Consider the following 22470-nt stretch of genomic DNA (forward strand, 5'->3'; position numbering starts at 1 on the left):
CAGCCCGCAGCCATTGTACCCTAGCGATCGATATGCCCCAGGTCGCGCTGCGGATCGAGGTGATCGCGCACCGCCTGCTTCAGTGCCTTGATATCGGGGAAGCCACCGTCGCGCTTGCGCTCCCACAGCGAGACACCGTCGAGCAGTATCTCGAAGTCACCGCCGTGGGAGGGCACCAGGGCCACCTCCTCGAGGTCCTCACCGAAGGTCGAGAGCAGCTCCTGGGCGTACCAGGCGCTGCGCAGCAGCCACTGACACTGGGTACAGTAGTGGATGCGAATACGTGCCATGTCATCTTCCCGTCGCAACAATGGATGCCGTCGATGATACCAGCCCGGGAGCCATCATGGCGGCGCGAGAGTGTCCTGGCGGCTCGGCGTTAGCGGCGGCCTGGCCCAGTGGCTCGGCACCACCTGGCTGCTGGCGGTGCTGACGGCCACCGCCCTGGCCGCGGCCGGCAGTGCCGAGCGGCTGCCGGAAGTGGCCCAGGGCGCCGACGCGTGCCGGAAAAAAAGTCGCTGGGGGGCTTGCCCTGGGTCGCCGGGGGCGATATATAGCCAGCAGGCAACCGCCGTTGCCGGCTGACGCTTCAGGGTCCGCGCATTCGGACGAGAAGCGATACCGAATGGCACTCGGTCATGGGAGGGCATTGCATGAGCCATGAACCCCAGGTCAACGATTCGCTCGACGACGAGCAGGACTATCAAGAGGCGGTCAACGACGACGACTACGGTCGCTCGCGCCCGACCAGTCGCGCCGACACCCTGCGCGCCCGCCGCCGCGTCGAGTCGCTGCTGGAAGAACGGCGCCTGCGACGCGCCATCGAGGATGACTGGATGCTCCTCGACGACGAGGAGGAGGAAGAGGAGTAACGTCCTCTCCGCCTGGGTCGGCCGGGTCGTGCCGCACGGCCCGCCGGCCGGGGTCTCCCCCGGCAGGACGTGCCCGGGAACCGGTGCCCCCGATGCGCGGCTGGCCTTTCCCCTGCCCGGCCACTATCATCGTGGCCACTGAAATCCCCCAACCAAGTGGCATTCCATGGCGCAATACGTCTACACCATGAACCGGGTGGGCAAGGTCGTGCCCCCCAAGCGCGAGATCCTCAAGGACATCTCGCTCTCCTTCTTCCCGGGCGCGAAGATCGGCGTGCTGGGTCTCAACGGTGCCGGCAAGTCCAGCCTGCTGCGGATCATGGCCGGGATCGACACCGAGTACAACGGCGAGGCTCGCCCGATGCCGGGCATCAACGTCGGCTACCTGCCCCAGGAGCCGCAGCTCGACGACGACAAGAACGTCCGCGAGACCGTGGAAGAGGCGCTGGGTGCCATCAAGGAGGCCCAGGAGAAGCTCGACGCCGTCTATGCCGCCTACGCCGAGCCGGATGCCGACTTCGACGCCCTGGCCAGCGAGCAGGCCAGGCTCGAGAACATCATCGAGGCCGCCGACGCCCACAACATCGAGCGCAAGCTCGAGGTGGCCGCCGAGGCCCTGCGCCTGCCGCCCTGGGAGGCCCGGGTCGGCCACCTCTCAGGCGGCGAGCGCCGTCGCGTGGCGCTGTGCCGGCTGCTGCTCTCCAGCCCCGACATGCTGCTGCTCGACGAGCCCACCAACCACCTGGATGCCGAGTCCGTGGCCTGGCTGGAGCGCTTCCTGCACGACTACTCCGGCACCGTGGTGGCGATCACCCACGACCGCTACTTCCTCGATAACGTGGCCGGCTGGATCCTCGAGCTCGACCGCGGCCAGGGCATTCCCTTCGAGGGCAACTACTCCGGCTGGCTGGAGGCCAAGGAGAAACGTCTCGAGCAGGAGGCCAAGCAGGAGGCCTCGAAGAACAAGGCGATCAAGCAGGAGCTGGAGTGGGTGCGCAGCAACGCCAAGGGCCGCCAGGCCAAGAGCAAGGCGCGCCTCAACCGCTTCGAGGAGATGCAGTCCGGCGACTTCCAGAAGCGCAACGAGACCAACGAGATCTACATTCCGCCCGGCCCGCGCCTGGGCGACAAGGTCATCGAGTTCCACGGTGTTGCCAAGGCCTTCGATGACAAGCTGCTCTACGAGGACCTCTCCTTCACCGTGCCCAAGGGGGCCATCGTCGGCATCGTCGGCGGCAACGGCGCCGGCAAGTCGACCCTGTTCAAGCTGATCAAGGGCGTCGAGCGGCCGGACGCCGGCGAGGTGGTGATCGGCGAGACCGTCGACATCGCCTACGTCGAGCAGCTGCGCGACGCCCTCGACGATAGGCAGACGGTGTGGGAAGCGGTCTCCGACGGCCAGGACATCCTCAACATCAACGGCTACGAGGTGTCGTCACGGGCCTATGTGGGGCGCTTCAACTTCAAGGGCAACGACCAGCAGAAGTTCCTCAAGGACCTCTCGGGCGGCGAGCGCGGCCGGCTGCAGCTGGCCCAGACCCTCAAGCAGGGCGCCAACGTGCTGCTGCTCGACGAACCGTCCAACGACCTTGACATCGAGACCCTGCGTGCCCTTGAGGAGGCCCTGCTGGCCTTCCCCGGTTGCGCCATGATCATCTCCCACGACCGCTGGTTCCTCGACCGCGTCGCCACCCATATCCTCGCCTTCGAGGGCGATTCCCGGGTGGTGTTCTTCGAGGGCAACTACCAGGAGTACGAGGAGGACCACCGCAGGCGCGTCGGCAACGACACCCCGCACCGGATGAAGTACAAGCGAATAGATGCTTGAGGCCCTGCGAACCAGCCTGCTGCCGCGGCTTTCCCGGCGGCAGGCCTTCGAGAAGGCGCTGTGAATCCCTCCTTGGACGCTACATTCGCCATCCATGGCGAATGACCTTCTCTACGGCCTGCCCCCGGCGCCGCTCACGCAGACAACAGCCCCACCGCCGTAAGTGTGTGGGCTTCCCTCTTCCCTCTTCCAGGCGCGCAGCGCCGCTCTTCCAGCTTGAAGCGAAGCTTCAGTAGAACCCCGGCTCGCCTGCCGGGCGCGTCTTGAAGCGTCGGTGCAGCCACAGGTACTGCTCCGGATGCTTGCGGATCGCCCCCTCGATGAAGGCGTTTACCCTGGCTGCATCCGCCACCTCGTCGCCACTGGGAAAGTCCTCCAGCGGCGGCAGGTACTCCAGGGTATAGGTGCGGTCGTCGGGGTTGCGATGGAACATCAGCGGCATCACCGGCGCCCCGGTCATGCGGGCGATCTTGGCGGTGAGCTTGATGGTCGCCGCATCGATGCCGAAGAAAGGGGCGAAGACGCTGGCGTCGCGGCCGAAGTCCTGGTCCGGTGAATACCAGACGGCATGGCCCGCCTTGATCCGCCGCACCACCCCGCGCAGATCACGCCGATCGATGGCGGTACCGAAGATGCGGTTGCGCGCCCGGGTCATGAAGCGCTCGAAGAGCGGGTTGTTGTGGGGCCGGTAGACCGCATCCGCCGGGAAGAACAGCGAGTGCAGGGCGCCGCCCAGGTCGAGGGTCGAGAAGTGCACGCCGATGATCAGCGCCCCCCTGCCCTCGGCCCGCACCCGGGCCATGTGCTCCTGCCCCTTGAAGGTGACCCGGTGGCGTAGGTGCTCGGGGTCGCGACACCAGCCGGTGGCCGTCTCCAGGACGCCGATGCCGTTGGCGATAAAGGTCTCGCGCACCAGTCGGCGATGCTGCTCGTCATCCAGTTCCGGGAAGCACAAGCGCAGATTGGTCTCGACGATATGCCGGCGGCGCGGCACCAGTCGCCAGACCAGCAGCCCGAGCCCCTTGCCGGTCCATAGCTTGAGCCGCCAGGGCAGCCAGGCGGCGACATACATGGCCCCGATGGCCAGCCAGGTGGGCCAGAAGCGGGGGTGGGCGAAGGAGCTGGGGTAGTCTTTCCGTGACATGCGGCGGTCCGTCAATCAAAACCGCCATGATACCGCCTCGGCACCCGCGGTAGCACCCCGGTGAGCAGGGTATAGCTGATGGTGTCGCAGTGCCGCGCCACTTCGTCCGCCGGCAGCACCTCGCCATTGGCGGCGCGCCCCCAGAGCACCACCTCGCTGCCGATCTCGGCCTCGGGAATGTCGGTGATATCGACCGTCAGCATGTCCATGGAGACCTTGCCGGCGAGCGCCGTGCGGCGCCCCTCGACCAGGACCGGGGTGCCGTCGACGGCATGGCGGTCATAGCCGTCGCCGTATCCTGCCGCCACCACGCCGATCCGCGAAGGCCGCGGCGCCTTCCAGCGCCCGGCATAGCCCACCGGCTCGCCGGCGGCGAGCTCACGGACGGCGATGAGCCGCGAGCGCAGCGTCATCACCGGCTTCAGCCGCCGGCTCGCCTCGCTGGAGGCCTCCAAAGGGTCGCCGCCGTAGAGCATCACGCCGGGGCGGTTCCAGGCGCCATGGGCCTCGGGCCAGGCCAGGGTCGCCGGCGAGTTGGCCAGGCAGGTGGGAGCGCCCAGCCGCCCGGCCAGTGTCTCCAGCAGCGTCATCTGACGCTGGAAGTAGCGCGGATCCAGGGAATCGGCGGTGGCGAAGTGGCTCATCAGGTGCAGGTCGCAGGCGTGCTCCGGCGCATCTGCCAGACGCCCCCAGGCCGCCTCGACCCGCTCGGGGGGAAAGCCGAGTCGATGCATGCCCGAATCCACCTTGAGCCAGACCGGGATCGGCCGGGCCGGCCGCCGGGCCAGCAGGGCGTCCAGCTGCCAGTCGCTGTGTACCGCCATCCATAGCCCCAGCGCCTCGACCCGCTCGAGTTCGCTGGCCTCGAAGACCCCCTCGAGCAGCATGATCGGCGTGGTGATCCCCGCCTCGCGCAGGGTCACCGCCTCCTCGAGGCAGGCCACGGCGAAGGCCGGGGCCAGGCCCTCCAGGGCACGGGCGCAGGCCACGGCACCATGGCCGTAGGCATCCGCCTTGAGCACCGCCAGGGCCCGGCTGTGGGGGGCCAGGTCGCGGGCGAGACGGTAGTTGTGGCGAAGGGCGTCGAGATCGATGTCGGCGATAAGCGGCCGGGTCATGGTCGGGGTCCTGGAGCGTCCACGGGGAATGCCACGATTATCCACCAAAGACCAAGCCATTTCATGGCAAATGCTGCTGACTTGACCATCTAGGGCAGTACGAACGGCATATATAGGCGCACCTAGACAGGTGAATTACCTGCGCGGCATGGGACAGTGGAATGCCGGTGCCGGAGGCCCCTCCGGCACGCGACGTCACTCGAAGATGGCATCCAGCGAGAGCCCCTGCTTGTCGAGCAGGCGGCGCAGCTTCTTGAGCGCTTCCACCTGGATCTGGCGCACCCGCTCCCGGGTCAGGCCGATCTCCTCGCCCACCTGCTCCAGTGTCGCCGCCTCATGGCCGCGCAGGCCGAAGCGGCGCACCACCACCTCCATCTGCTTGTCGGTCAGTTCGGCCAGCCAGTCGTCGACGTGCTGCTTGACGTCGCCATCGACCAGCGAGGACTCGGGCCCGTGGTCGTTGTCGTCGGCCAGGGTCTCGATCAGCGGCTTGTCGCTCTCGCCGCCCATGGGATAGTCCACCGAGGAGACCCGCTCGTTGAGTCCCATCATCTTCTTGACGGTCTCCACCGGCTTGTCGAGGTAATCGGCGATCTCCTCGGCGGTGGCCTCGTGGTCGAGCTTCTGGGTCAGCTCGCGGGCCGCGCGCAGGTAGATGTTGAGTTCCTTGACCACATGGATCGGCAGACGGATGGTGCGGGTCTGGTTCATCAGCGCCCGCTCGATGGTCTGGCGGATCCACCAGGTGGCGTAGGTGGAAAAGCGGAAGCCGCGTTCGGGGTCGAACTTCTCCACCGCGCGGATCAGGCCGAGGTTGCCCTCCTCGATCAGGTCGAGGAGCGACAGGCCGCGATTGAGATAGCGACGCGCGATCTTGACCACCAGGCGCAGGTTCGACTCGATCATCCGCGAGCGTCCCATGGGATCGCCCTTGCGGGCCAGGCGGCCGTAGTGGACCTCCTCCTCGGGCGTCAGCAACGGCGAGAAACCGATTTCGTTGAGATAGATCTGGGTGGCATCGAGGCTGTGGTGGTAGTTGCGGTCCTCGCGGCTCAGCGCCTTCTCGAAGGCCTCGTCGTCGCTGATGGTGTCATCCTCGGTGTTGGCCACCACCTCCCCCACTTCCTCGATGCCCTCGTCGTCCGAGCCCTCGTCCGACTCGAGATTCACATCCTGAAGGTCCCGTTCAAGCATGCTCATCGGTTGCTACCCCATGGTTGCGACTTGTCGCCGTATGGCTCCCGCACAGGAGGATCGGCGCTTGCGGTTATTATTGTGTTACGTCCCGGTGGCAATGAATGCAGCATTTTGCCCGACGAGCCGCCGCGCTCAGCGCGACGGCAGGAATTCCAGGGGATCCTGAGGCTGGCCGTCCTTGCGCACCTCGAAGTGCAGCCGGACGTCCTCGGCGTCGCTGTCGCCCATGGTGGCGATCACCTCTCCGGCCTCGACCACATCGTTCTCGCGTACCCGCAGGCTGTCGTTATGGGCATAGGCGCTCAGGAACTGGTCGTTGTGCTTGAGCAGGACCAGGTTGCCGTAGCCCCTCACCCCGTTGCCGGCATAGACCACGATCCCGGGCCCGGCTGCCCTGACAGGTTGCCCCTTTTGCCCGGCGATATCAATGCCGGCGGTGATGGTCGAACCCTCACCGAAGCGCCCGACGATCTCGCCGTCCACCGGCCACCGCCAGGCCACTTCGTCGACGGGCGTGTAACGGCGTCCATCGCGATCCTGGCTCGGCTCGCTGGCCCCGGCCACCGCTGTCCCCGCATCGGGCTGCGGTGCTGCCTCCTCCTGCCGTTGCTCCGCTACCGGCGCCGGCTCGGGGTCGGCTTCGGCCACCTCGCGGCTCGGCTCCACCGCCGGCTCGGCGGCTTCCTGGGGCTCCGCCTGACGCGCGGCCTGCTCTTGTGCGGCGCGTCGCTCGGCCAGGTCCCGCTCGCTCAGCGCGCCATCGGCGCCGGGGCTGTCGTAGTCGTAGACCGGACCTGGTCCCTGGCCCGACCCCGTGACCCCGGCGGCGCTCTCCATGGCCACCTCGCTGGGGCCCTCGCCCTCCCGCTCCTGCTCGAGGCGCTGGGCGGTCAGGCGGCGATTGCGCTCGATGGCCTCCTCGTCGGGCAGCAGCCAGTCCATGTCGCTCCCTGGCTCGGCGGGAACCTGCTGGCCGCCGATCCCGGTGGCCACCACGCCGCGGTCGCCAGAGGCCTCGCCGGCAGACGCCCGGGCAGGGGCTTCCCCCTCGGGGGTCAGCGCCAGCTGCTGGCCGGGCTGGATCTGGTAGGGAGGACTGATCCGGTTGAGCCGCGCCAGGTCGCGGTAATCCATGTTGTGCCGCCAGGCGATGCCATAGAGGGTGTCGCCGGCCTCCACGGTGTAGCCGCCGGCCGCCGTGTTCTCGCGGCTGGCGGAGAGGTCCTGGACCTGCACCGGCGGGGCCTCGCCCTGCTGGGCGGCACACCCTGCCATGGCCAGGGCCAGGCCGGAAATCAGCAATACCTTACGCATCGGAGCCTTCCTCCTTGTTGTCTGACCGATGAGAAGCGCCTGGCCCATGGAAAGCGCCGGCCTCACGGGAGTCAGGGGATACCGGCCCTGCCGGTGGGGCAGGTCGTCCGGTACGGCCGAGCAGCAGCACCAGGGCCGCCCCGACCAGCGCCAACGCCACGACCGCCGTGAGCTGCGCGGCATCGCCGGTCAACTGGGCATAGTCGCCCGGGGTCAGGTAGCGGTAGTCCAACGGAATCATCTGCCCATCCGGGCCGAGCCGATAGCGTACCAGTTCCCGCCAGGGCCAGAGTACCGGTAGCGAGCCGACGATGAAGCCGACCAGCAACTGCAGGGTGGCGGTGTGATGGTGGCGCAGCAGCCAGGAGAGCAGGCGCGAGAAGAAGAACAGGCCGATCAGGCAGCCCAGCCCGAAGATCGCGATCAGGCCCAGGTCGAAACTGCGGATGCCCTGCATCACGGTGCCGTAGAGCCCCATGGTCAGCAGCAGGAAGCTCCCCGAGACCCCCGGCAGCAGGAGCGCACTGATGGCGATGGCGCCCCCCACCACCAGCATCAGGTTGGCGCTGCCGAGCAGGGTGATCAGCGGCATCAGCGACGGCAGCCAGTGGGCCAGCAGCAACCCGGCCACCAGCGGCAGGAGGTGCCACCACTTCCAGTCGGCGGGATGGCAACTGACCACCACCGCCGACGCCGCCACCAGGCCGAAGAAGAAGCCGTTGAGCAGCAGGGGATGGCCGTCCATCAGCCACACCACCAGGTGCGCCACGCTGACCAGGCTGGCGGCGATCCCGGCCAGCAGTGGCAGCACGAAGGCGAGGTTGAGGTGCACCGCCAACTGCGGCAGCCCCCCCCGGCGCCAGGCGACGAAGGCGCTGGGGCCGAACTGCTTGATCGAGTGGATCAGCTCCTCGTAGATCCCGGTGACGAAGGCGATGGTCCCGCCGGAGACGCCGGGTACGGCGTCGGCGGCCCCCATGCCGGCGCCCCTGAGAAAGATACCCAGATGTCGCTTCAACGAATGACTCCTTCCAGCAGCGGCACGAAGCGTACCGACTCCAGCCGCTGTTGCTCGAACTGGTTGCCCTGGCGCTGCACCCGGGTCAGCCACTGGCGCCCCCGGGCATCGGCCAGGGGCGTGATCAGCACCCCCTCCTCGCCGAGCTGGGCCAGCAGCGGCTCGGGCAGTTCGGAGGCGCAGGCGGTCAGCAGGATGACGTCGAAGGGGGCCGCCTCCGACCAGCCATGGCCGCCGTCGGCCAGACGCAGCCGCGCCTGGTGGGCGCCCAATCGCCGCAGCCGCTGTCCCGCGCGACGGTGCAGGGCATTGATCCGTTCCACCGACCAGAGTTCCGCTACCAGCCGCGACAGCACCAGGGTCTGGTAACCGGAGCCGGTGCCGATCTCCAGTACCCGGACGGGGCTCTCCTGGATCACCAGCTCGGTCATCCGCGCCACCATCCACGGCTGGGAGAGCGTCTGGCCGTGGCCGATGGGCAACGAGGTGTCCTCGTAGGCGCGGTGGGCCAGCGCCTCGTCGAGGAACAGGTGGCGTGGCTCCCGGGCCATCACCTCCAGCACCCTGGGGTCGCGGATGCCCTGGGCGGCCAGTCGAGACACCATGCGGTCACGGGTTCGCTGCGATGTCATGCCGATCCCTTGCAGCAGATCGGGGCGTAGATCAGGTGAGTGCATCCAGCCAGCCCTGCACGTCGTCGAGTGCCGCATGCCGGGTGAGATCGGTCTGCAGCGGGGTGATGGAAACGAAGCCAGCCTCCACGGCGGCGAAGTCGGTGTCCGGTCCGTCGTCGGCGTTCTCGCCGACGGCGGCGATCCAGTAGCGCACGCGGCCACGCGGATCGCGTACCTCCAGCGGGCGCGCCGCCGGCCCGCGATAGCCCATGCGGGTGACCCGGAAGCCCCGGATCTCGTCCCAGGGGAGGTCGGGCACGTTGACGTTGAGCAGGCTGCGCGGCGGCAGCGAGAGCTGGTCGGCCGCCCCCACCAGGCTGGCCGCCACCCGACCGGCGGTATCGAAGTGACGCGAGCCGACCAGCGACATGGCGATCGCCGCCATGCCCAGGTTGCGCCCCTCCATGGCCGCGGCCACGGTCCCCGAATAGAGCACGTCGTCGCCCAGATTGCCACCGTGATTGATGCCGGAGATCACCAGGTCGGGCTTCTCGTCCCAGACCCCGTTGACCCCCAGGTAGACGCAGTCCGCCGGCGTGCCGTCGACGCTGTAGAAGCCGTTGTCCAGGGCGGTGAGCGCCAGCGGCCGGCTCAGGGTCAGGGAGTTGCTCGCCCCGCTCTTGTCGCGATCCGGTGCCACCACGCGCAGCCTGGCGTGGCGGGCGAGGGCGTCATGCAGGGCGCGCAACCCCGGCGCATGCACCCCGTCATCGTTGGAGAGCAACAGTCGTCGCATCGTCATTCCTCGCTTGCCTCGCCCCCGGTCACAGGCCGGGGTGCATGATCAATTCCCGCAGCACCGCGGTGGCGAAGGCGCCCCGCGGCAGCGCAAACGACAGCCACAGCTCGCCGTCGCCCCGTTCGAGGGCCGGGTCGGCCAGGCGCAGGCGCAGCGCCCGGCGGGCCAGGCGTACCCCGGCCCGCTCGAGTCCGCGGCACAGCGCCGGATAGCGCTCGGGCAGCGCCGCCTCGAGGGCCCTCGCCGCGTCGCCGGCCACCGAGTCCCCGGTCCCCCAGAGCACGCCGCTGGGGTGCAGGTCGAGGCGCTCGGCCCGGGCCGACAGCTCGGCGTCGGGGGTCGCCACCGAGAACTGGCTGGCGGTGCCGTCGAGCATCACCACCTCGCCGGGCAGCGTCATCGCCCAGTTGCCCGCGCGAATGCGTGCCGCCAGCAACTCGTTGAACAGGAAACTGCGCGCCGCCGAGAGCAGCATGCCGTCGCGGTCGTCGCGCTTGCGCCAGCCACGGGCCAGCAGGGCGCGGGCCCGCAGCAGGTTGCGCCCGCCGGGGCCAAAGCGCTGGGGGCCGAAATAGTTCGCCACGCCGTGGCGACAGAGCCAGTCCCAGCGCGCCGGCAACCCCGGGTCCTCGACCGCCGCCCCGGTGAGCCGCAGGCGGAAGCGGTTGGCACGGTGCACGCCGCGCTTGAGCTTGCGTGGATGGCGCCCCCGGTCGAGCACCCGGATGCCGAGGGCGGCGAGGCGCTCGACCAGCGCCTCAGGGGCCTCGCGGCCGGGCAGCTGGACCGAGAACCACTGGCGGGTCACGGCGACGCGATCCTTCATCCCGGAATAGCCGACCTCGCGGGGCGCGACCTCGCAGAGCCGCGCCAGTTCGCGGGCCACCATCGCCGTGGTCAGGTCACGCTTCTCGATCCACAGCCAGAGGTGCTCGCCCTCGCCCTCCGGGGCGAAGTCGAGGCACTCCTCGACCGCGAAGTCCTCGGGACAGGCCCGGTAGTCGCCGGCGGCCGGCGGGCCGAACTCGCCATCCAGCACCCGGGGCCAGGCCGGCGGCCAGTCGATGGGGTCGCCCACTGGCTCAGTCACCCCCTGCCCCCCGTCGCAGCAGCAGGACCACCGCCTCGGCGGCGATCCCCTCGCCGCGGCCGGTGAAGCCGAGCCCCTCGCTGGTGGTGGCCTTGACGTTGACGGCGGAGGCCTCGACACCGAGGTCCTCGGCGATAGCGGCCACCATGGCGGCGATATGCGGGGCCAGCTTCGGCGCCTGGGCGATCACGGTGGCGTCCAGGTTGCCCACCCGGTAGCCGGCCTCCTGGACCAGCGCCACCACCCGGCGCAGCAGCGCCCGGCTGTCGGCGCCGGCCCAGGCCGGGTCGGTGTCGGGGAAATGGCGGCCGATGTCGCCCAGCCCACAGGCGCCGAGCACGGCATCGCAGACGGCGTGCAGCAGGACGTCGCCATCGGAGTGGGCGACGAAGCCGTGGTCGAAGGGCAGCCGGACGCCGCCGATCATCAGGTGGTCGCCCTCGCCGAAGCGATGGACATCGACGCCGTGGCCGATTCGCAGCATGCTGTTCTCACCCACTCAGGTCGACTCCTCGGTGATGGACGGCGAGGCCGCCTGGGCGGCCAGCACCAGCGCGGCCAGGGCCAGGTCCTCGGGATGCGTGATCTTGAGATTGTCACGACGCCCGGCCACCAGCCGCGGCGCCTGCCCCAGGGCCTCCACCGCCGAGGCCTCGTCGGTCACCGCGAGGCCTCGTGCCAGCGCCTCCCCCAGGGCCCGGCGCAACAGGCCATAGCGGAACCCCTGGGGCGTCAGGGCGTGCCAGAGCCCCGCCCGGGACTCGGTGGCACTGACCCGCCCGGCGCCATCGTCACGCTTCATGGTGTCGGCCACCGGCGTGGCGAGCAGGCCGCCCACCGGATCATCGGCGAGCACGGCGTGGAGGCGCGCCAGGTCGTCGACGGTGACACAGGGACGGGCCACGTCGTGGACCAGTACCAGGTCGTGCTCGCCGGCGTCGCCGGCGATGGCGTCCAGGGCATTGATCACCGAGTCGACCCGCTCGGCCCCGCCGGGCACCCGGCGCCAGTCGGCGAAGGGCACCCAGGCCGGATCGAAGTGGCGGTCATCGGCCTCCAGGCAGAGGCAGAGACGGGCCGCGGGGAAGGCCTGGTGCAGCCGTGCCAGGGTATGCGCCAGCACGGGCCGGCCATGCAGGCTCAGGTACTGCTTGGGCCGGTCGGCGCCCATGCGCCGGCCCCGCCCCGCGGCGGGTACCACCAGCCAGGGCGCCTCGCTCATCGGCTCGCCTCCGTGGCCGGCGACGCGCCCGCGACTCGACTGGCACTGGCCTCGAGCCGGGTCGCCTCCACGGCGACGCCCGGCACCCAGAAGAACTGCTCGTCGGTGCGCACCATGCCGATGTCGCTGCGCCCGCGCTCCTCGATGGCGTCGAGGCCGGTCTTGAGGTCGACCACCTCGGCGGCGAGCCGGGCATTGCGGTCACGCAGCGGCTTGTTCTCCGCCTCCAGGGCGGCGACGCGCTCGCGCACCAGGGCGAGGTCGCGGATGCCCCCCTCCCCCAGCCACAGGCGATACTGCAACAGGGCGAGCAGGACGATCAGCACGATGGCCAGCCACTTGAGCATCCGGGAATTCCGTCTCGACACGACAATGGCAGGCATTATGCCACCTTAGTCCGCCGCCCTCACGCCCGAAACGGCAGTGCCTGCTCCGCCGCCCGGCGATAGGCGTCGACGTGAACGCGCTCCTCGGCGCAGAAGCGCGCGATGGCCGCGCGCAGCCCGGGATCGGCGATATGATGCAGGGAGCGCAGCCGCCGCGGCGCGAAGCCCCGGGCCAGCTTGTGCTCGCCCTGGGTGCCGGGATCGAAGGTGGTCAACCCCTTGGCCAGGCAGTGCTCGATGCCCTGGTAGTAGCAGGCCTCGAAGTGCAGGCAGTCGGCCACCACCTCGCTGCCCCAGTAGCGGCCATAGAGGGTGCGAGCCCCCTGCAGGCAGAGCGCCGCGGCCACCGGCCGGCCGTCGAGGCGTGCCTGGATCAGCACCAGGGCCTCGGGCAGGGTACGGCGCAGGCGCTCGAAGAAGTCGAGATTGAGGTAGCCGTGCCGGCCCCGCTCCAGGTAGGTGATCTCGTAGCAGCGGAAGAAGTGGGCCATGGTGCCCGCGTCGATCTCGCCGCCCTCCAGCCGCTGCAGGGTCAGGCCCTGCTCGGCCACCAGGCGACGTTCGCGACGGATCGCCTTGCGCCGCTTCGAGGTCAGCGCGGCGAGAAAGCCGTCGAAGTCGCCATAGCCGCGATCCCGCCACTGGAACTGCACGCCATGGCGCACCAGCAGCCCGGGGCGGGCCGACCGCCAGGCGTCCACCTCGGCCTCCTCGGCGAACAGCAGGTGCCAGCTGGAGAGCGCACTCGCTTCCCAGGCCGGTGCCAGCAGCGCCCTGGCCTCGCCCGGGTCGATCCCCGGCGCCAGCGCCAGCCGCGGCCCCGGCGCCGGGGTGAAGGGGATGGCGCTGAGCCCCTTGGGATAGTAGCGTCCGCCGGCCCGCTCCCAGGCCTCGGCCCAGGCCCAGTCGAAGACGTATTCACCGAAGGAGTGATGCTTGTGGTAGTGGGGCATGACGCCGACCAGCGCCTCGCCCTGCCAGAGCGTCAGGTGGCGCGGCACCCAGCCGGTGGCCGGCCCCACCGCGCCGCTGGCCTCCAGCGCATGCAGGAACTCGTGGCGCAGGAAGGGGTGGTCGTCGTCCACCAGGGCGTTCCACCGCGAGGGCGACACCGCCTCGATGGCAGGCAACTCCTTGAGGATCAGCTCGGACATGGGGTCTCCCGCGGCGAAGCCATGGAGGAAGCGGCTGACAAGCGGCCGGCCGAAGGCCTACATTGTGCGCAGACCTTGCCGCCCGTTCCACTGCCGGTTTTTCCACATGCCAAGGGAGATGCGCATGGCCAACGCCCGTGACCTGCAGGCACGCCTGGACGCACAGCGCCACGCCTTCGCCGCCGAGCGCTTTCCGTCGCTGGCGACCCGGCGCGACCGCCTCGCCCGCCTGGCGACCATGACCCGCCACCACCGCGACGAGATCGCCCGGGCGATCCGCCAGGACTTCGGCCACCGCGCCGAGGCCGAGACCCGCCTGGCGGAGGTCGCCACCGTGCTGCAGGCCGTGCGCCATGCCCGCCGCCACCTCAGGCGCTGGATGCGCCCCAGGCGTGCCGCGATGCCGTTGCGGCTGTGGCCGGCCCGCGCCCGCGTCCATCGCCAGCCGCTGGGGGTGGTGGGCATCATCGCCCCCGCCAACTACCCCTGGAACCTGGCCCTGCTGCCGGCGGTGGATGCCCTGGCCGCCGGCAACCGGGTGATGATCAAGCCCAGCGAGCAGACCCCCACCACCAGCGGACTGATGGCGAGGCTCGCGGCGCGTTATTTCGCCGCCGACGAGCTCTGCGTGGTGACCGGCGAGGTCGAGATCGGCCGCGCCTTCGCCGCCCTGCCCTTCGACCACCTGCTGTTCACCGGCAGTGCCCGCATCGGCCGCGAGGTAGCCCGGGCCGCCGCCACCAACCTCACCCCGGTGACCCTGGAACTCGGCGGCAAGACCCCGGCCATCGTCGCCGACGACGCCGACCTGGAGCACGCTGCCCGGCGCATCGCCTTCGGCAAGTGGCTCAACGCCGGCCAGACCTGCATCGCCCCGGACTATGTGTTGATCGACGAGCCACGCCTCGGCGCCTTCGTGGAGGCCCTGGGCCGATCGGTGAAGCGGTTCCACCCCCGCGGCGCCGCCGGCGACGACTACACCGCCATCCTCGGCGAGCAGCACCGCGAGCGCCTGGATGCCATGCTGGAAGAGGCACGGGATCACGGCTGCCGGGTGATCCCGCTGGGCGAGCCGGTCGAGCTGCGCGAGGGGAGCAAGCTGCCCCCGACCCTGGTGATCGATCCCCACGAAGGGCTTATGCTGATGCATGAGGAGATCTTCGGGCCCTGGCTGCCGATCCTGGGCGTGCGCGACCTGGACGCCGCCCTGGCCTTCATCCAGCAGCGGCCGCATCCGCTGGCGCTGTATGCCTTCACCGATGATCCGGCACGGCGCCAGCGCCTGCTGCGCGAGACCCACTCCGGCGGCGTGGTGTTCAACGACACCCTGTGGCACAACGCCGTGCCCGCGCTACCCTTCGGTGGCGTGGGTGAGAGCGGCATGGGGGCCTACCACGGCGAGGCCGGCTTCCGGCGCCTCAGCCATGAGCGTGGCGTCTTCCTGCAGAGCCGGCGCAGCGCGGCGGGGCTGCTCGACCCGCCCTACCGGCGCTGGCTGCTGCGGCTGCTGGGCCTCTGAACCAGGGAGTACGACGAATATCGCAGTAATAAAACTACAAACATGACCGCCAACCGCGTAACATTGACAAAAAGCCGGATCAATTTTTGGTAAGTTTACTAAATAGCCAACACTCGATTCCGAGGTGCCCCATGGCCAGCACGACCCCCGCCCTCAACGACACCGTCGCCGACGTCACCCGCCGCATTCGCGAGCGCTCCAGTGAACGCCGCGCCCTCTACGAGAGCCGCATGGCGGACCAGCACGGTCGCGGCGTGCACCGCGGCGAGCTTTCCTGCGGCAACCTCGCCCACGGCTTCGCCGCCTGCGGCACCGAGGACAAGAATTCGCTGAAGATGATGAACAGCGCCAACCTGGGCATCATCTCCTCCTACAACGACATGCTCTCGGCCCACCAGCCGCTGGAGACCTTCCCCGAGACCATCAAGGCCGCCGCCCGCGCCATGGGCTCCACCGCCCAGTTCGCCGGCGGGGTGCCGGCCATGTGCGACGGCGTGACGCAGGGCCAGCCGGGCATGGAGCTGTCGCTGTTCTCCCGCGACGTGATCGCCATGGCCACCGCCGTGGGCCTGTCCCATAACATGTTCGACGCCGCCCTCTATCTCGGCGTGTGCGACAAGATCGTCCCGGGGCTGTTCATCGCCGCGGCGCGCTTCGGCCACCTGCCGGCGATGTTCGTGCCCGCCGGGCCCATGCCCAGCGGCCTGCCCAACAAGGAGAAGGCCCGCATCCGCCAGCTGTTCGCCGAGGGCAAGGCGAGCCGCGAGGACCTGCTGGAGGCCGAGTCCGCCTCCTACCACAGCCCCGGCACCTGCACCTTCTACGGCACCGCCAACTCCAACCAGCTGATGATGGAGATGATGGGCCTGCACCTGCCCGGCACCTCCTTCGTCAACCCCGGCACCGAGATGCGCGAGGCGCTGACCCGTTTCGCCACCGAGCAGGCGATCCGCAACACCGAGCCCGGCGGCGACTACCGCCCCTTCTACCGGCAGATCGACGAGCGCGCCATCGTCAACGCCATCGTCGGCCTGCTCGCTTCCGGGGGCTCCACCAACCACACCCTGCACCTGGTGGCCATGGCCGCCGCCGCCGGCCTGACCATCACCTGGGAGGACTTCACCGACCTCTCCGCGGTGACCCCGAGCCTGATGCAGGTCTACCCCAACGGCCAGGCCGACATCAATCACTTCCAGGCCGCCGGCGGCATGAGCCTGCTGATCCGCGAGCTGATCGGGGCCGGCCTGATCCATACCGACATCCCCACGGTGTTCGGTACCGACATGACCGCCTACTCCCAGGAGCCCTTCCTCGAGGACGGCAAGCTGGTCTGGCGCGAGGGGCCCACCGAGAGCCTCGACCCGGAGGTACTGCGCCCGGTGGCCGAGCCCTTCGCCCCCACCGGCGGGCTCACCGTCTTGAACGGCAACCTCGGCCGCGGGGTGATCAAGGTCTCCGCGGTCAAGCCCGAGCACCGCCTGGTCGAGGCGCCGATCAAGATCTTCGAGGACCAGAACGACCTCAAGGCGGCCTTCGAGGCCGGCGACCTGGACCGTGACGTCATCGCCGTGGTGCGCTTCCAGGGTCCCAAGGCCAACGGCATGCCGGAACTGCACAAGCTCACCCCCTACCTGGGCGTGCTGCAGGACCGCGGCTACAAGGTCGCCCTGGTTACCGACGGCCGCATGTCCGGCGCCTCGGGCAAGGTGCCGGCGGCCATCCACATCAGCCCCGAAGCGCTGGATGGCGGGCCGCTGGCCAAGCTCAAGGATGGCGACATCGTGCGCCTCGATGCCGACAGGGGCAGCCTCGAGGTCAAGGTCGACGCCCATGAGTGGACCGAGCGCGAGCTGCGCATCGGCGAGCTGGACCACTACCACGTGGGCCTCGGTCGCGAGCTGTTCGGCGGCTTCCGCCACCTGGCCATGCGCGGCGAGGAAGGGGCCGGCGTGTTCGGCGGCTTCGAGGCCGACGACCTGGCACGCCAGGAGGGCCAGATCCACGAAGACGACGCCTGAGGAACCGCCCGATGACTCGACCCGCGCTTATCGGCGGAAAAGACACATCCACGATGACCCGACCCGCCCTGATCGGCGATATCGGGGGTACCAATGCACGCCTTGCCCTGGTGACCCCGGGCGCCTTCGAGCCCCATGACATCCTGAGCCTGCCCTGCGCCGACTACCCGGGGCTGGTCGAGGCGGTCCGCGACTACCTGGGCCGGGTCGGCGCCACGGGGGAGAGCGCCCCCCGTGAGGCCTGCCTGGCCTTCGCCTGCCCGGTCCGCGGCGACCGGGTGAAGATGACCAATAACCACTGGACCTTCTCCCGGCACGAGGCGCAGCAGGCCCTCGACCTCGAGCTGTTCAAGGTGATCAACGACTTCACCGCCCAGGCACTGGGCGTGCCCCATGTGGCCGACGCCGAGCTGGTGGAGGTGCAGCCGGGCACGGCGGTGCCCCATGCCGCCCGGCTGGTGATCGGCCCCGGCACCGGCCTCGGCGTGGCCGGCCTCTTCCCCGGCCGCCACGCCTGGATCCCGCTGCCCGCCGAGGGGGGGCACGTCACCTTCGCCCCCACCGACGAGCGCGAACAGAACCTGCTCAGGCACTTCCGCAACCGCTACGGCCGGGTCAGCGTCGAGCGCATCCTCTGCGGCCAGGGGCTGCTCGACCTCTACCTGGCCCACTGCTCGCTCAAGGGTGCACCACCGCGCTACGCGACCCCGGCCGAGGTCACCGAAGGGGCCTCCGGCGGCGACCCCGTGGCCCGTGATACCCTGCTGCGGTTCCTGAAGATCCTCGGCGACGTCTGCGGCGATGCCGTCCTGACGCTCGGCGCCCGCGGCGGGGTCTACCTGTGCGGTGGCATCCTGCCACGGCTGCTCGACTGGCTGCCGCAGAGCCGCTTCTGCGAGGCCTTCACCGCCAAGGGACGCATGAGCGCCTATACGGCGGCCGTGCCAGTCCGGGTGGTGACCGCCCCCTGGACCGGCCTGCTGGGCGCCGCCGAGGCCCTGCACAACGAAGAAGTCGAGTGACCCGAGGGGTTGCCTGACCGAGGAGGTCGAATGATTCCCGCAAGCCTGCGAGCGCTGCTCGACGAGACTCGCGGCCAGCGCCGCGCCGAATGGCAAGGCCGCGAGCTGTGGCTGGCCAATGAGCCCTGGGGCGAGCTGGCGGTATCGCTGCAGGGCGCCCAAGCCCTGCACTATTTACCAGCGCCCACCCCCGCGCGAGCTGAAGGCTCTTTTCCGGCGCCCGATGCCGCGCCAGCCGAAGGCTCTCGACCCGCCGATGAGCGCGGCGACGGCTGGCTGTGGGTGACGCCCACCCCCCAGGCGTTGCCCGGGGCGATCCGCGGTGGCATCCCGCTGTGCTGGCCCTGGTTCGCCGACGAGCACACCGCCGACGAGTCCCCGGATCGCAGCGGCCCGATGCACGGTCCGGCGCGCAAGGCCGACTGGCGGCTCGACGCCGTGGACGAGCACGAGGGCGGCGTGGAGCTGCATCTTTCGCCGCTGGAGCGCCTGCATACCCAGTTGGCTCCCCGTGCGGTGATCCAGGCCAACGGCCAGCGCCTGCACGTGGAGCTGATCACCGAGCACGTCGGCGAGACGCCGGTGAAGATGAGCGGCGCCCTGCACAGCTACCTGGCCGTGGCCGACGCCCATGCCTGCCGCGTCGAGGGGCTGGCCGGCGCCCGCTACCTGGACAAGCTGGCCGGCTTCGCCGAGCGCGAGCAACAGGGGGAGCTGGGGGTCCGTGGGGCGCTCGACCGCCTCTATCACAGCAACGCCGAGCTCGTGCTCGACGACGGCAGCCGCCGGCTGCGTATCGCCCGCCAGGGCAGCGACTCGGCGGTGGTCTGGCACCCGGGCGACACCCCGCCCGGGGACACCACGGTGGAGGCGGCCCGCCGCTTTCTCTGCGTGGAGTCGGCCAACACCCGCCTCGATCCGGTGTGGCTGGTGCCCGGTGCCCAGCACCTGCTGGGCACCACCCTCTCCCTGGACGCCGGAGAGGGCGCATGAGCGGGCCCGACGCCTTCCCGGTGCCCTTCCTGCTGGGCATGATGCGGCTGCACGAGGAACCGGCGCTGCATGACCCCGCACGGCTGGCCGACTGGATCGAGGCCCGCCTCGACCAGGGGCTCGACTGGTTCGACCACGCCGACATCTATGGCGACCGCCAGGGCGAGGCACTGTTCGGCGCCGCCCTGGGTGCCCGCCCCAGCCTCGCCGGCCGGGTGAAGGTCGTCACCAAGGCCAGCATCATCACGCCGGAACGCGACGCCTCCCCCCTCCGCGTCAAGCACTACGACAGCTCGCCGGGCTATCTCGAGCAGGCCATCGATGCGTCCTTGGCGCGGCTCGGCGTGGAGCGGCTCGACCACTTCCTGCTCCATCGCCCCGACCCGCTGATGGACGCCGAGGCCACCGGCCGGGTGCTGGACGACGCCATCGCCGCGGGCAAGATCGGCGCCGCCGGCGTCTCCAACTACCTGCCCGAGCAGTGGCGCCGCCTGCAAGGTGCCATGCACCAGCACCTGGTGGCCCACCAGCTGCAGCTCTCGCTGGACCACCCCGCCCCGCTGTTCGACGGCAGCTTCGATGCCCTGCTGGCCGACGGCCTGGCACCGATGATCTGGTCCCCCCTGGGCGGTGGACGAGTGCTCCAGGGCCCGGCGCGCCCGCTGCTGCTGCGGCTGGCCGACGAGCACGGCGTGACCCCCGCCGGCCTGGCCCTGGCCTGGCTGCGCGCCCTGCCCGGCCGTCCGGTGCCGGTGGTCGGCAGCCTCAAGGCCGAGCGCCTCGAGGCCCTGGTCACGGACGCCGGCCTCGCGCTGGAACGCCCAAGCTGGTATGCCCTGCTCGAGGCCGCCCGCGGCCATGAGGTCGCCTGAACCGGCCGCGCCACCCGAACCACGACGCATCCCAACAACGACACCACCAAACAGCGACGCCACGAACCACTATCGAGGACACCCCCATGACCCCAGTGATCGCCTTCGGCGAGGCCCTCGTCGACATGCTCTCCAGCCGCCTCGGCGACGCCGCCGAGGGCCCCGAAACCTTCACCCCCTATGCCGGCGGGGCACCGGCCAACGTGGCCGTGGCCTGCGCGCGCCTGGGCGTGCCCAGCCGCTTCCTCGGCATGCTCGGCGAGGACCACTTCGGCGACTTCCTGGCCAGTGAGCTCGCCACCCACGGCGTCGACACCAGCGGCGTGGTACGCACCCGGGAGGCGCGCACGGCGCTGGCCTTCGTCTCCCGCGACGCCCAGGGCGAGCGCACCTTCGACTTCTACCGCCCACCGGCGGCGGACCTGCTCTACCGCCTGGAGCACCTGCCGGCCGGGGTCTTCGCCGAGCCCGCCATCGTGCACTTCTGCACCAACAGCCTGACCGAGCCGGAGATCGCCGAGACCACCCTGGCCATGGCCGAGATGGCCCGCCGCGCCGGCTGCCTGGTCAGCGTCGACGCCAACCTTCGCCACAACCTCTGGGACGGCGGCATGGCCGACATCGGCCTGGTCACCCGCCTGCTCGACGCCGCCGACCTGCTCAAGCTCTCCAGCGAAGAGCTCGACTACCTGCGCGCCGACCATACCCGGGACGGCTGGCTGGCCGAGCGGCTCGCCGCCGGGGTGAAGTTCGCGGTGATCACCGACGGCCCCGGCGAGGTGACGCTGAAGGGCATCGGCCTGGAGGACCGGGTAAGCCCGCCCAGGGTCCAGGCGGTGGACACCACGGCCGGTGGCGACGCCTTCATCGGCGGGCTGCTGGCCGAGCTTGCCGAACACGGTATCGATGGGGACTGGTACCAGGACATGGCCTTCCTGCATCGGGCGGTGGAGATCGCCTGCCGCTGCGGCGCCCATGCCGTGACCCGGCCGGGTGCCTATGCCGCGCTGCCCGACCGCCAGGACCTGGAACGCCTGAGACGCTGAGCCCTAAGCGTAACCGACCGGAGAAACGCCCATGCCCTATCTGGCCGATGCCTCGCGCTACGAGACCATGCACTATCGCCGCTGCGGCCGCAGCGGCCTGAAGCTCCCGGCCCTGTCGCTGGGGCTGTGGCACAACTTCGGCGACGTCGATGCCCTCGACAACCAGCGCCGGTTGCTGCGCCGCGCCTTCGACCTGGGCATCATCCACTTCGACCTGGCCAACAACTACGGGCCACCGCCGGGCAGCGCCGAGCGCAACTTCGGTCGCCTGATGAAGGAAGATTTCGGTCCCTATCGTGACGAACTGATCATCTCGACCAAGGCGGGCTACCCCATGTGGCCCGGCCCTCATGGCCAGGGCGGGTCGCGCAAGTCGCTGCTGGCCAGCCTCGACCAGAGCCTCGCCCGCATGGGGCTCGACTACGTGGATATCTTCTACTCCCACTGCGTCGATCCCGAGACGCCGCCGGCGGAGACCGCGGGCGCCCTGGCCAGCGCCGTGGCCCAGGGCAAGGCGCTCTACGTGGGGATTTCCTCCTACTCGGCCGAGCGTACCCGGGAGATCGCCGGCCTGCTGCGGCAACAGGGAGTGCCCTGCCTGATTCACCAGCCGGCCTACAACCTCTTCAACCGCTGGGTGGAGGAGGAGCTTCTCGACACCCTCGCGGCCGAGGGCATGGGCTGCATCGCCTTCACCCCGCTCGCCCAGGGACTGCTCACCGACAAGTACCTCGCCGGCATTCCCGAGTCGGCACGCATCAACCAGCCCGGCGGTGATTCGCTGCGTCCCGAACACCTGAGCGAGGAGAACCTGGCCCGGGTGCGGGCACTGAACGTCATCGCCGAGCGCCGCGGCCAGCGGCTGGCGCAGATGGCCCTGGCCTGGCTGCTGCGCGACCCGCGAGTCACCTCGGTGCTGATCGGTGCCAGCCGCCTCGCCCAGCTCGAGGATAACGTCGCCGCCCTGGATAACCTGGACTTCAGCGACGAGGAGCTCGCCGAGATCGACCGGCATTCCGTCACTGACGCCGGCGTCAATCTCTGGGCGCCCTCCTCTCGGCGCTGAGCATCGCCTCACCGGGTCGGCTGGCTGGGTTCAGGCCGAACAGCACGCCCCGCGCATGGGGGGCGTCATGGGGAGTCCGCTCGCCATTGAGATGGGGCAGGAAGAGCAGGCTCACGCGCCCCGGCGGCCACGTCGCCGGCGCCACCGGGGTGGCGCATCCCCTGCCTTGAACACTCTC

Annotated in this window: 23 protein-coding genes; 10 read left to right on the forward strand and 13 right to left on the reverse strand. The window is 70.1% G+C overall.

The features are described from left to right. Positions 1–20: 20 nt before the first annotated feature. The gene (locus CR157_RS03870; RefSeq protein ID WP_110282199.1) at positions 21–290 is read right to left on the reverse strand and encodes a SelT/SelW/SelH family protein; all 270 of its coding nucleotides are present in this window, start codon (positions 288–290) and stop codon (positions 21–23) included. A 70-nt stretch (positions 291–360) separates the two neighbouring features. Here CR157_RS03870 and CR157_RS03875 point away from each other — a divergent pair, with 70 nt between their 5' ends. From CR157_RS03875 to ettA, 3 genes are all read left to right on the forward strand, one after another. After that, entirely contained in the window at positions 361–585 is a 225-nt protein-coding gene (locus CR157_RS03875; protein ID WP_110282200.1) for a hypothetical protein, read from the forward strand. 68 nt (positions 586–653) lie between these two features. Then, positions 654–872, forward strand: coding sequence for a PA3496 family putative envelope integrity protein (locus CR157_RS03880; protein WP_110282201.1), 219 nt, complete (start codon positions 654–656; stop codon positions 870–872). A gap of 166 nt (positions 873–1038) precedes the next feature. Further along, positions 1039–2700 carry an energy-dependent translational throttle protein EttA gene (gene ettA / locus CR157_RS03885; protein ID WP_110282202.1) on the forward strand — a complete coding sequence of 554 codons (1662 nt, stop codon included), beginning with the start codon at positions 1039–1041 and terminating at the stop codon, positions 2698–2700. 229 nt (positions 2701–2929) lie between these two features. Here ettA and lpxL read toward each other — a convergent pair whose 3' ends face one another. The 12 genes from lpxL to CR157_RS03945 form a co-directional block, all read right to left on the reverse strand. Then, complete coding sequence (lpxL, locus tag CR157_RS03890; protein WP_110282203.1) at positions 2930–3844, reverse strand: LpxL/LpxP family Kdo(2)-lipid IV(A) lauroyl/palmitoleoyl acyltransferase; 915 nt, start codon at positions 3842–3844, stop codon at positions 2930–2932. An 11-nt stretch (positions 3845–3855) separates the two neighbouring features. Next, positions 3856–4962 (reverse strand): alanine racemase, encoded by a 1107-nt coding sequence (gene alr / locus CR157_RS03895; RefSeq protein ID WP_110282204.1) that lies wholly within the window; start codon positions 4960–4962, stop codon positions 3856–3858. 195 nt (positions 4963–5157) lie between these two features. Further along, positions 5158–6156 (reverse strand): RNA polymerase sigma factor RpoS, encoded by a 999-nt coding sequence (rpoS, locus tag CR157_RS03900; protein WP_373681008.1) that lies wholly within the window; start codon positions 6154–6156, stop codon positions 5158–5160. Between the two features lie 135 nt (positions 6157–6291). After that, entirely contained in the window at positions 6292–7473 is a 1182-nt protein-coding gene (locus CR157_RS03905) for a peptidoglycan DD-metalloendopeptidase family protein (RefSeq protein ID WP_110282206.1), read from the reverse strand. Continuing rightward, entirely contained in the window at positions 7466–8491 is a 1026-nt protein-coding gene (locus tag CR157_RS03910; protein ID WP_110282207.1) for a DUF368 domain-containing protein, read from the reverse strand. The genes CR157_RS03905 and CR157_RS03910 overlap by 8 nt, the downstream gene beginning before the upstream one ends. After that, positions 8488–9168 carry a protein-L-isoaspartate(D-aspartate) O-methyltransferase gene (locus CR157_RS03915; protein ID WP_110282208.1) on the reverse strand — a complete coding sequence of 227 codons (681 nt, stop codon included), beginning with the start codon at positions 9166–9168 and terminating at the stop codon, positions 8488–8490. The genes CR157_RS03910 and CR157_RS03915 overlap by 4 nt, the downstream gene beginning before the upstream one ends. Beyond that, positions 9155–9901: a 5'/3'-nucleotidase SurE gene (gene surE, locus CR157_RS03920; RefSeq protein ID WP_110282209.1), complete on the reverse strand. Its 747-nt coding sequence runs from the start codon at positions 9899–9901 to the stop codon at positions 9155–9157. Before surE ends, CR157_RS03915 begins: the two co-directional genes overlap by 14 nt. Before the next feature lie 28 nt (positions 9902–9929). Beyond that, positions 9930–10994 carry a tRNA pseudouridine(13) synthase TruD gene (gene truD / locus CR157_RS03925; protein ID WP_258364056.1) on the reverse strand — a complete coding sequence of 355 codons (1065 nt, stop codon included), beginning with the start codon at positions 10992–10994 and terminating at the stop codon, positions 9930–9932. Further along, positions 10987–11478, reverse strand: a complete 492-nt coding sequence (gene ispF, locus CR157_RS03930) for a 2-C-methyl-D-erythritol 2,4-cyclodiphosphate synthase (RefSeq protein WP_181421995.1) — start codon at positions 11476–11478, stop codon at positions 10987–10989. Before ispF ends, truD begins: the two co-directional genes overlap by 8 nt. 15 nt (positions 11479–11493) lie before the next feature. Further along, positions 11494–12216, reverse strand: coding sequence for a 2-C-methyl-D-erythritol 4-phosphate cytidylyltransferase (ispD, locus tag CR157_RS03935; RefSeq protein WP_110282210.1), 723 nt, complete (start codon positions 12214–12216; stop codon positions 11494–11496). Continuing rightward, positions 12213–12563 carry a cell division protein FtsB gene (gene ftsB / locus CR157_RS03940; RefSeq protein ID WP_110282211.1) on the reverse strand — a complete coding sequence of 117 codons (351 nt, stop codon included), beginning with the start codon at positions 12561–12563 and terminating at the stop codon, positions 12213–12215. Before ftsB ends, ispD begins: the two co-directional genes overlap by 4 nt. A 59-nt stretch (positions 12564–12622) precedes the next feature. After that, on the reverse strand, positions 12623–13756 hold the full coding sequence (locus CR157_RS03945) for a GNAT family N-acetyltransferase (RefSeq protein WP_110282212.1): 1134 nt from the start codon (positions 13754–13756) through the stop codon (positions 12623–12625). A 124-nt stretch (positions 13757–13880) separates the two neighbouring features. On the opposite strand from CR157_RS03945, the gene CR157_RS03950 reads away from it, so the two are divergent. The 7 genes from CR157_RS03950 (at position 13881) to mgrA (ending at position 22292) form a co-directional block, all read left to right on the forward strand. Beyond that, positions 13881–15275, forward strand: a complete 1395-nt coding sequence (locus CR157_RS03950) for a coniferyl aldehyde dehydrogenase (RefSeq protein WP_181421946.1) — start codon at positions 13881–13883, stop codon at positions 15273–15275. A 131-nt stretch (positions 15276–15406) separates the two neighbouring features. After that, positions 15407–17293 carry a phosphogluconate dehydratase gene (gene edd, locus CR157_RS03955; protein WP_110282214.1) on the forward strand — a complete coding sequence of 629 codons (1887 nt, stop codon included), beginning with the start codon at positions 15407–15409 and terminating at the stop codon, positions 17291–17293. A gap of 53 nt (positions 17294–17346) precedes the next feature. Next, entirely contained in the window at positions 17347–18315 is a 969-nt protein-coding gene (gene glk / locus CR157_RS03960) for a glucokinase (RefSeq protein WP_110282215.1), read from the forward strand. 30 nt (positions 18316–18345) lie between these two features. Further along, complete coding sequence (locus tag CR157_RS03965) at positions 18346–19308, forward strand: aldose epimerase family protein (protein ID WP_110282216.1); 963 nt, start codon at positions 18346–18348, stop codon at positions 19306–19308. Next, positions 19305–20180, forward strand: a complete 876-nt coding sequence (locus CR157_RS03970) for an aldo/keto reductase (RefSeq protein ID WP_110282217.1) — start codon at positions 19305–19307, stop codon at positions 20178–20180. The genes CR157_RS03965 and CR157_RS03970 overlap by 4 nt, the downstream gene beginning before the upstream one ends. 86 nt (positions 20181–20266) lie before the next feature. Further along, complete coding sequence (locus tag CR157_RS03975; RefSeq protein WP_110282218.1) at positions 20267–21226, forward strand: carbohydrate kinase family protein; 960 nt, start codon at positions 20267–20269, stop codon at positions 21224–21226. 31 nt (positions 21227–21257) lie between these two features. Next, entirely contained in the window at positions 21258–22292 is a 1035-nt protein-coding gene (gene mgrA / locus CR157_RS03980; protein ID WP_110282219.1) for an L-glyceraldehyde 3-phosphate reductase, read from the forward strand. The last annotated feature ends 178 nt before the right edge of the window (positions 22293–22470 follow it).

The sequence above is a fragment of the Halomonas sp. LBP4 genome, assembly GCF_003202205.1.
GTDB lineage: Bacteria > Pseudomonadota > Gammaproteobacteria > Pseudomonadales > Halomonadaceae > Halomonas > Halomonas flagellata.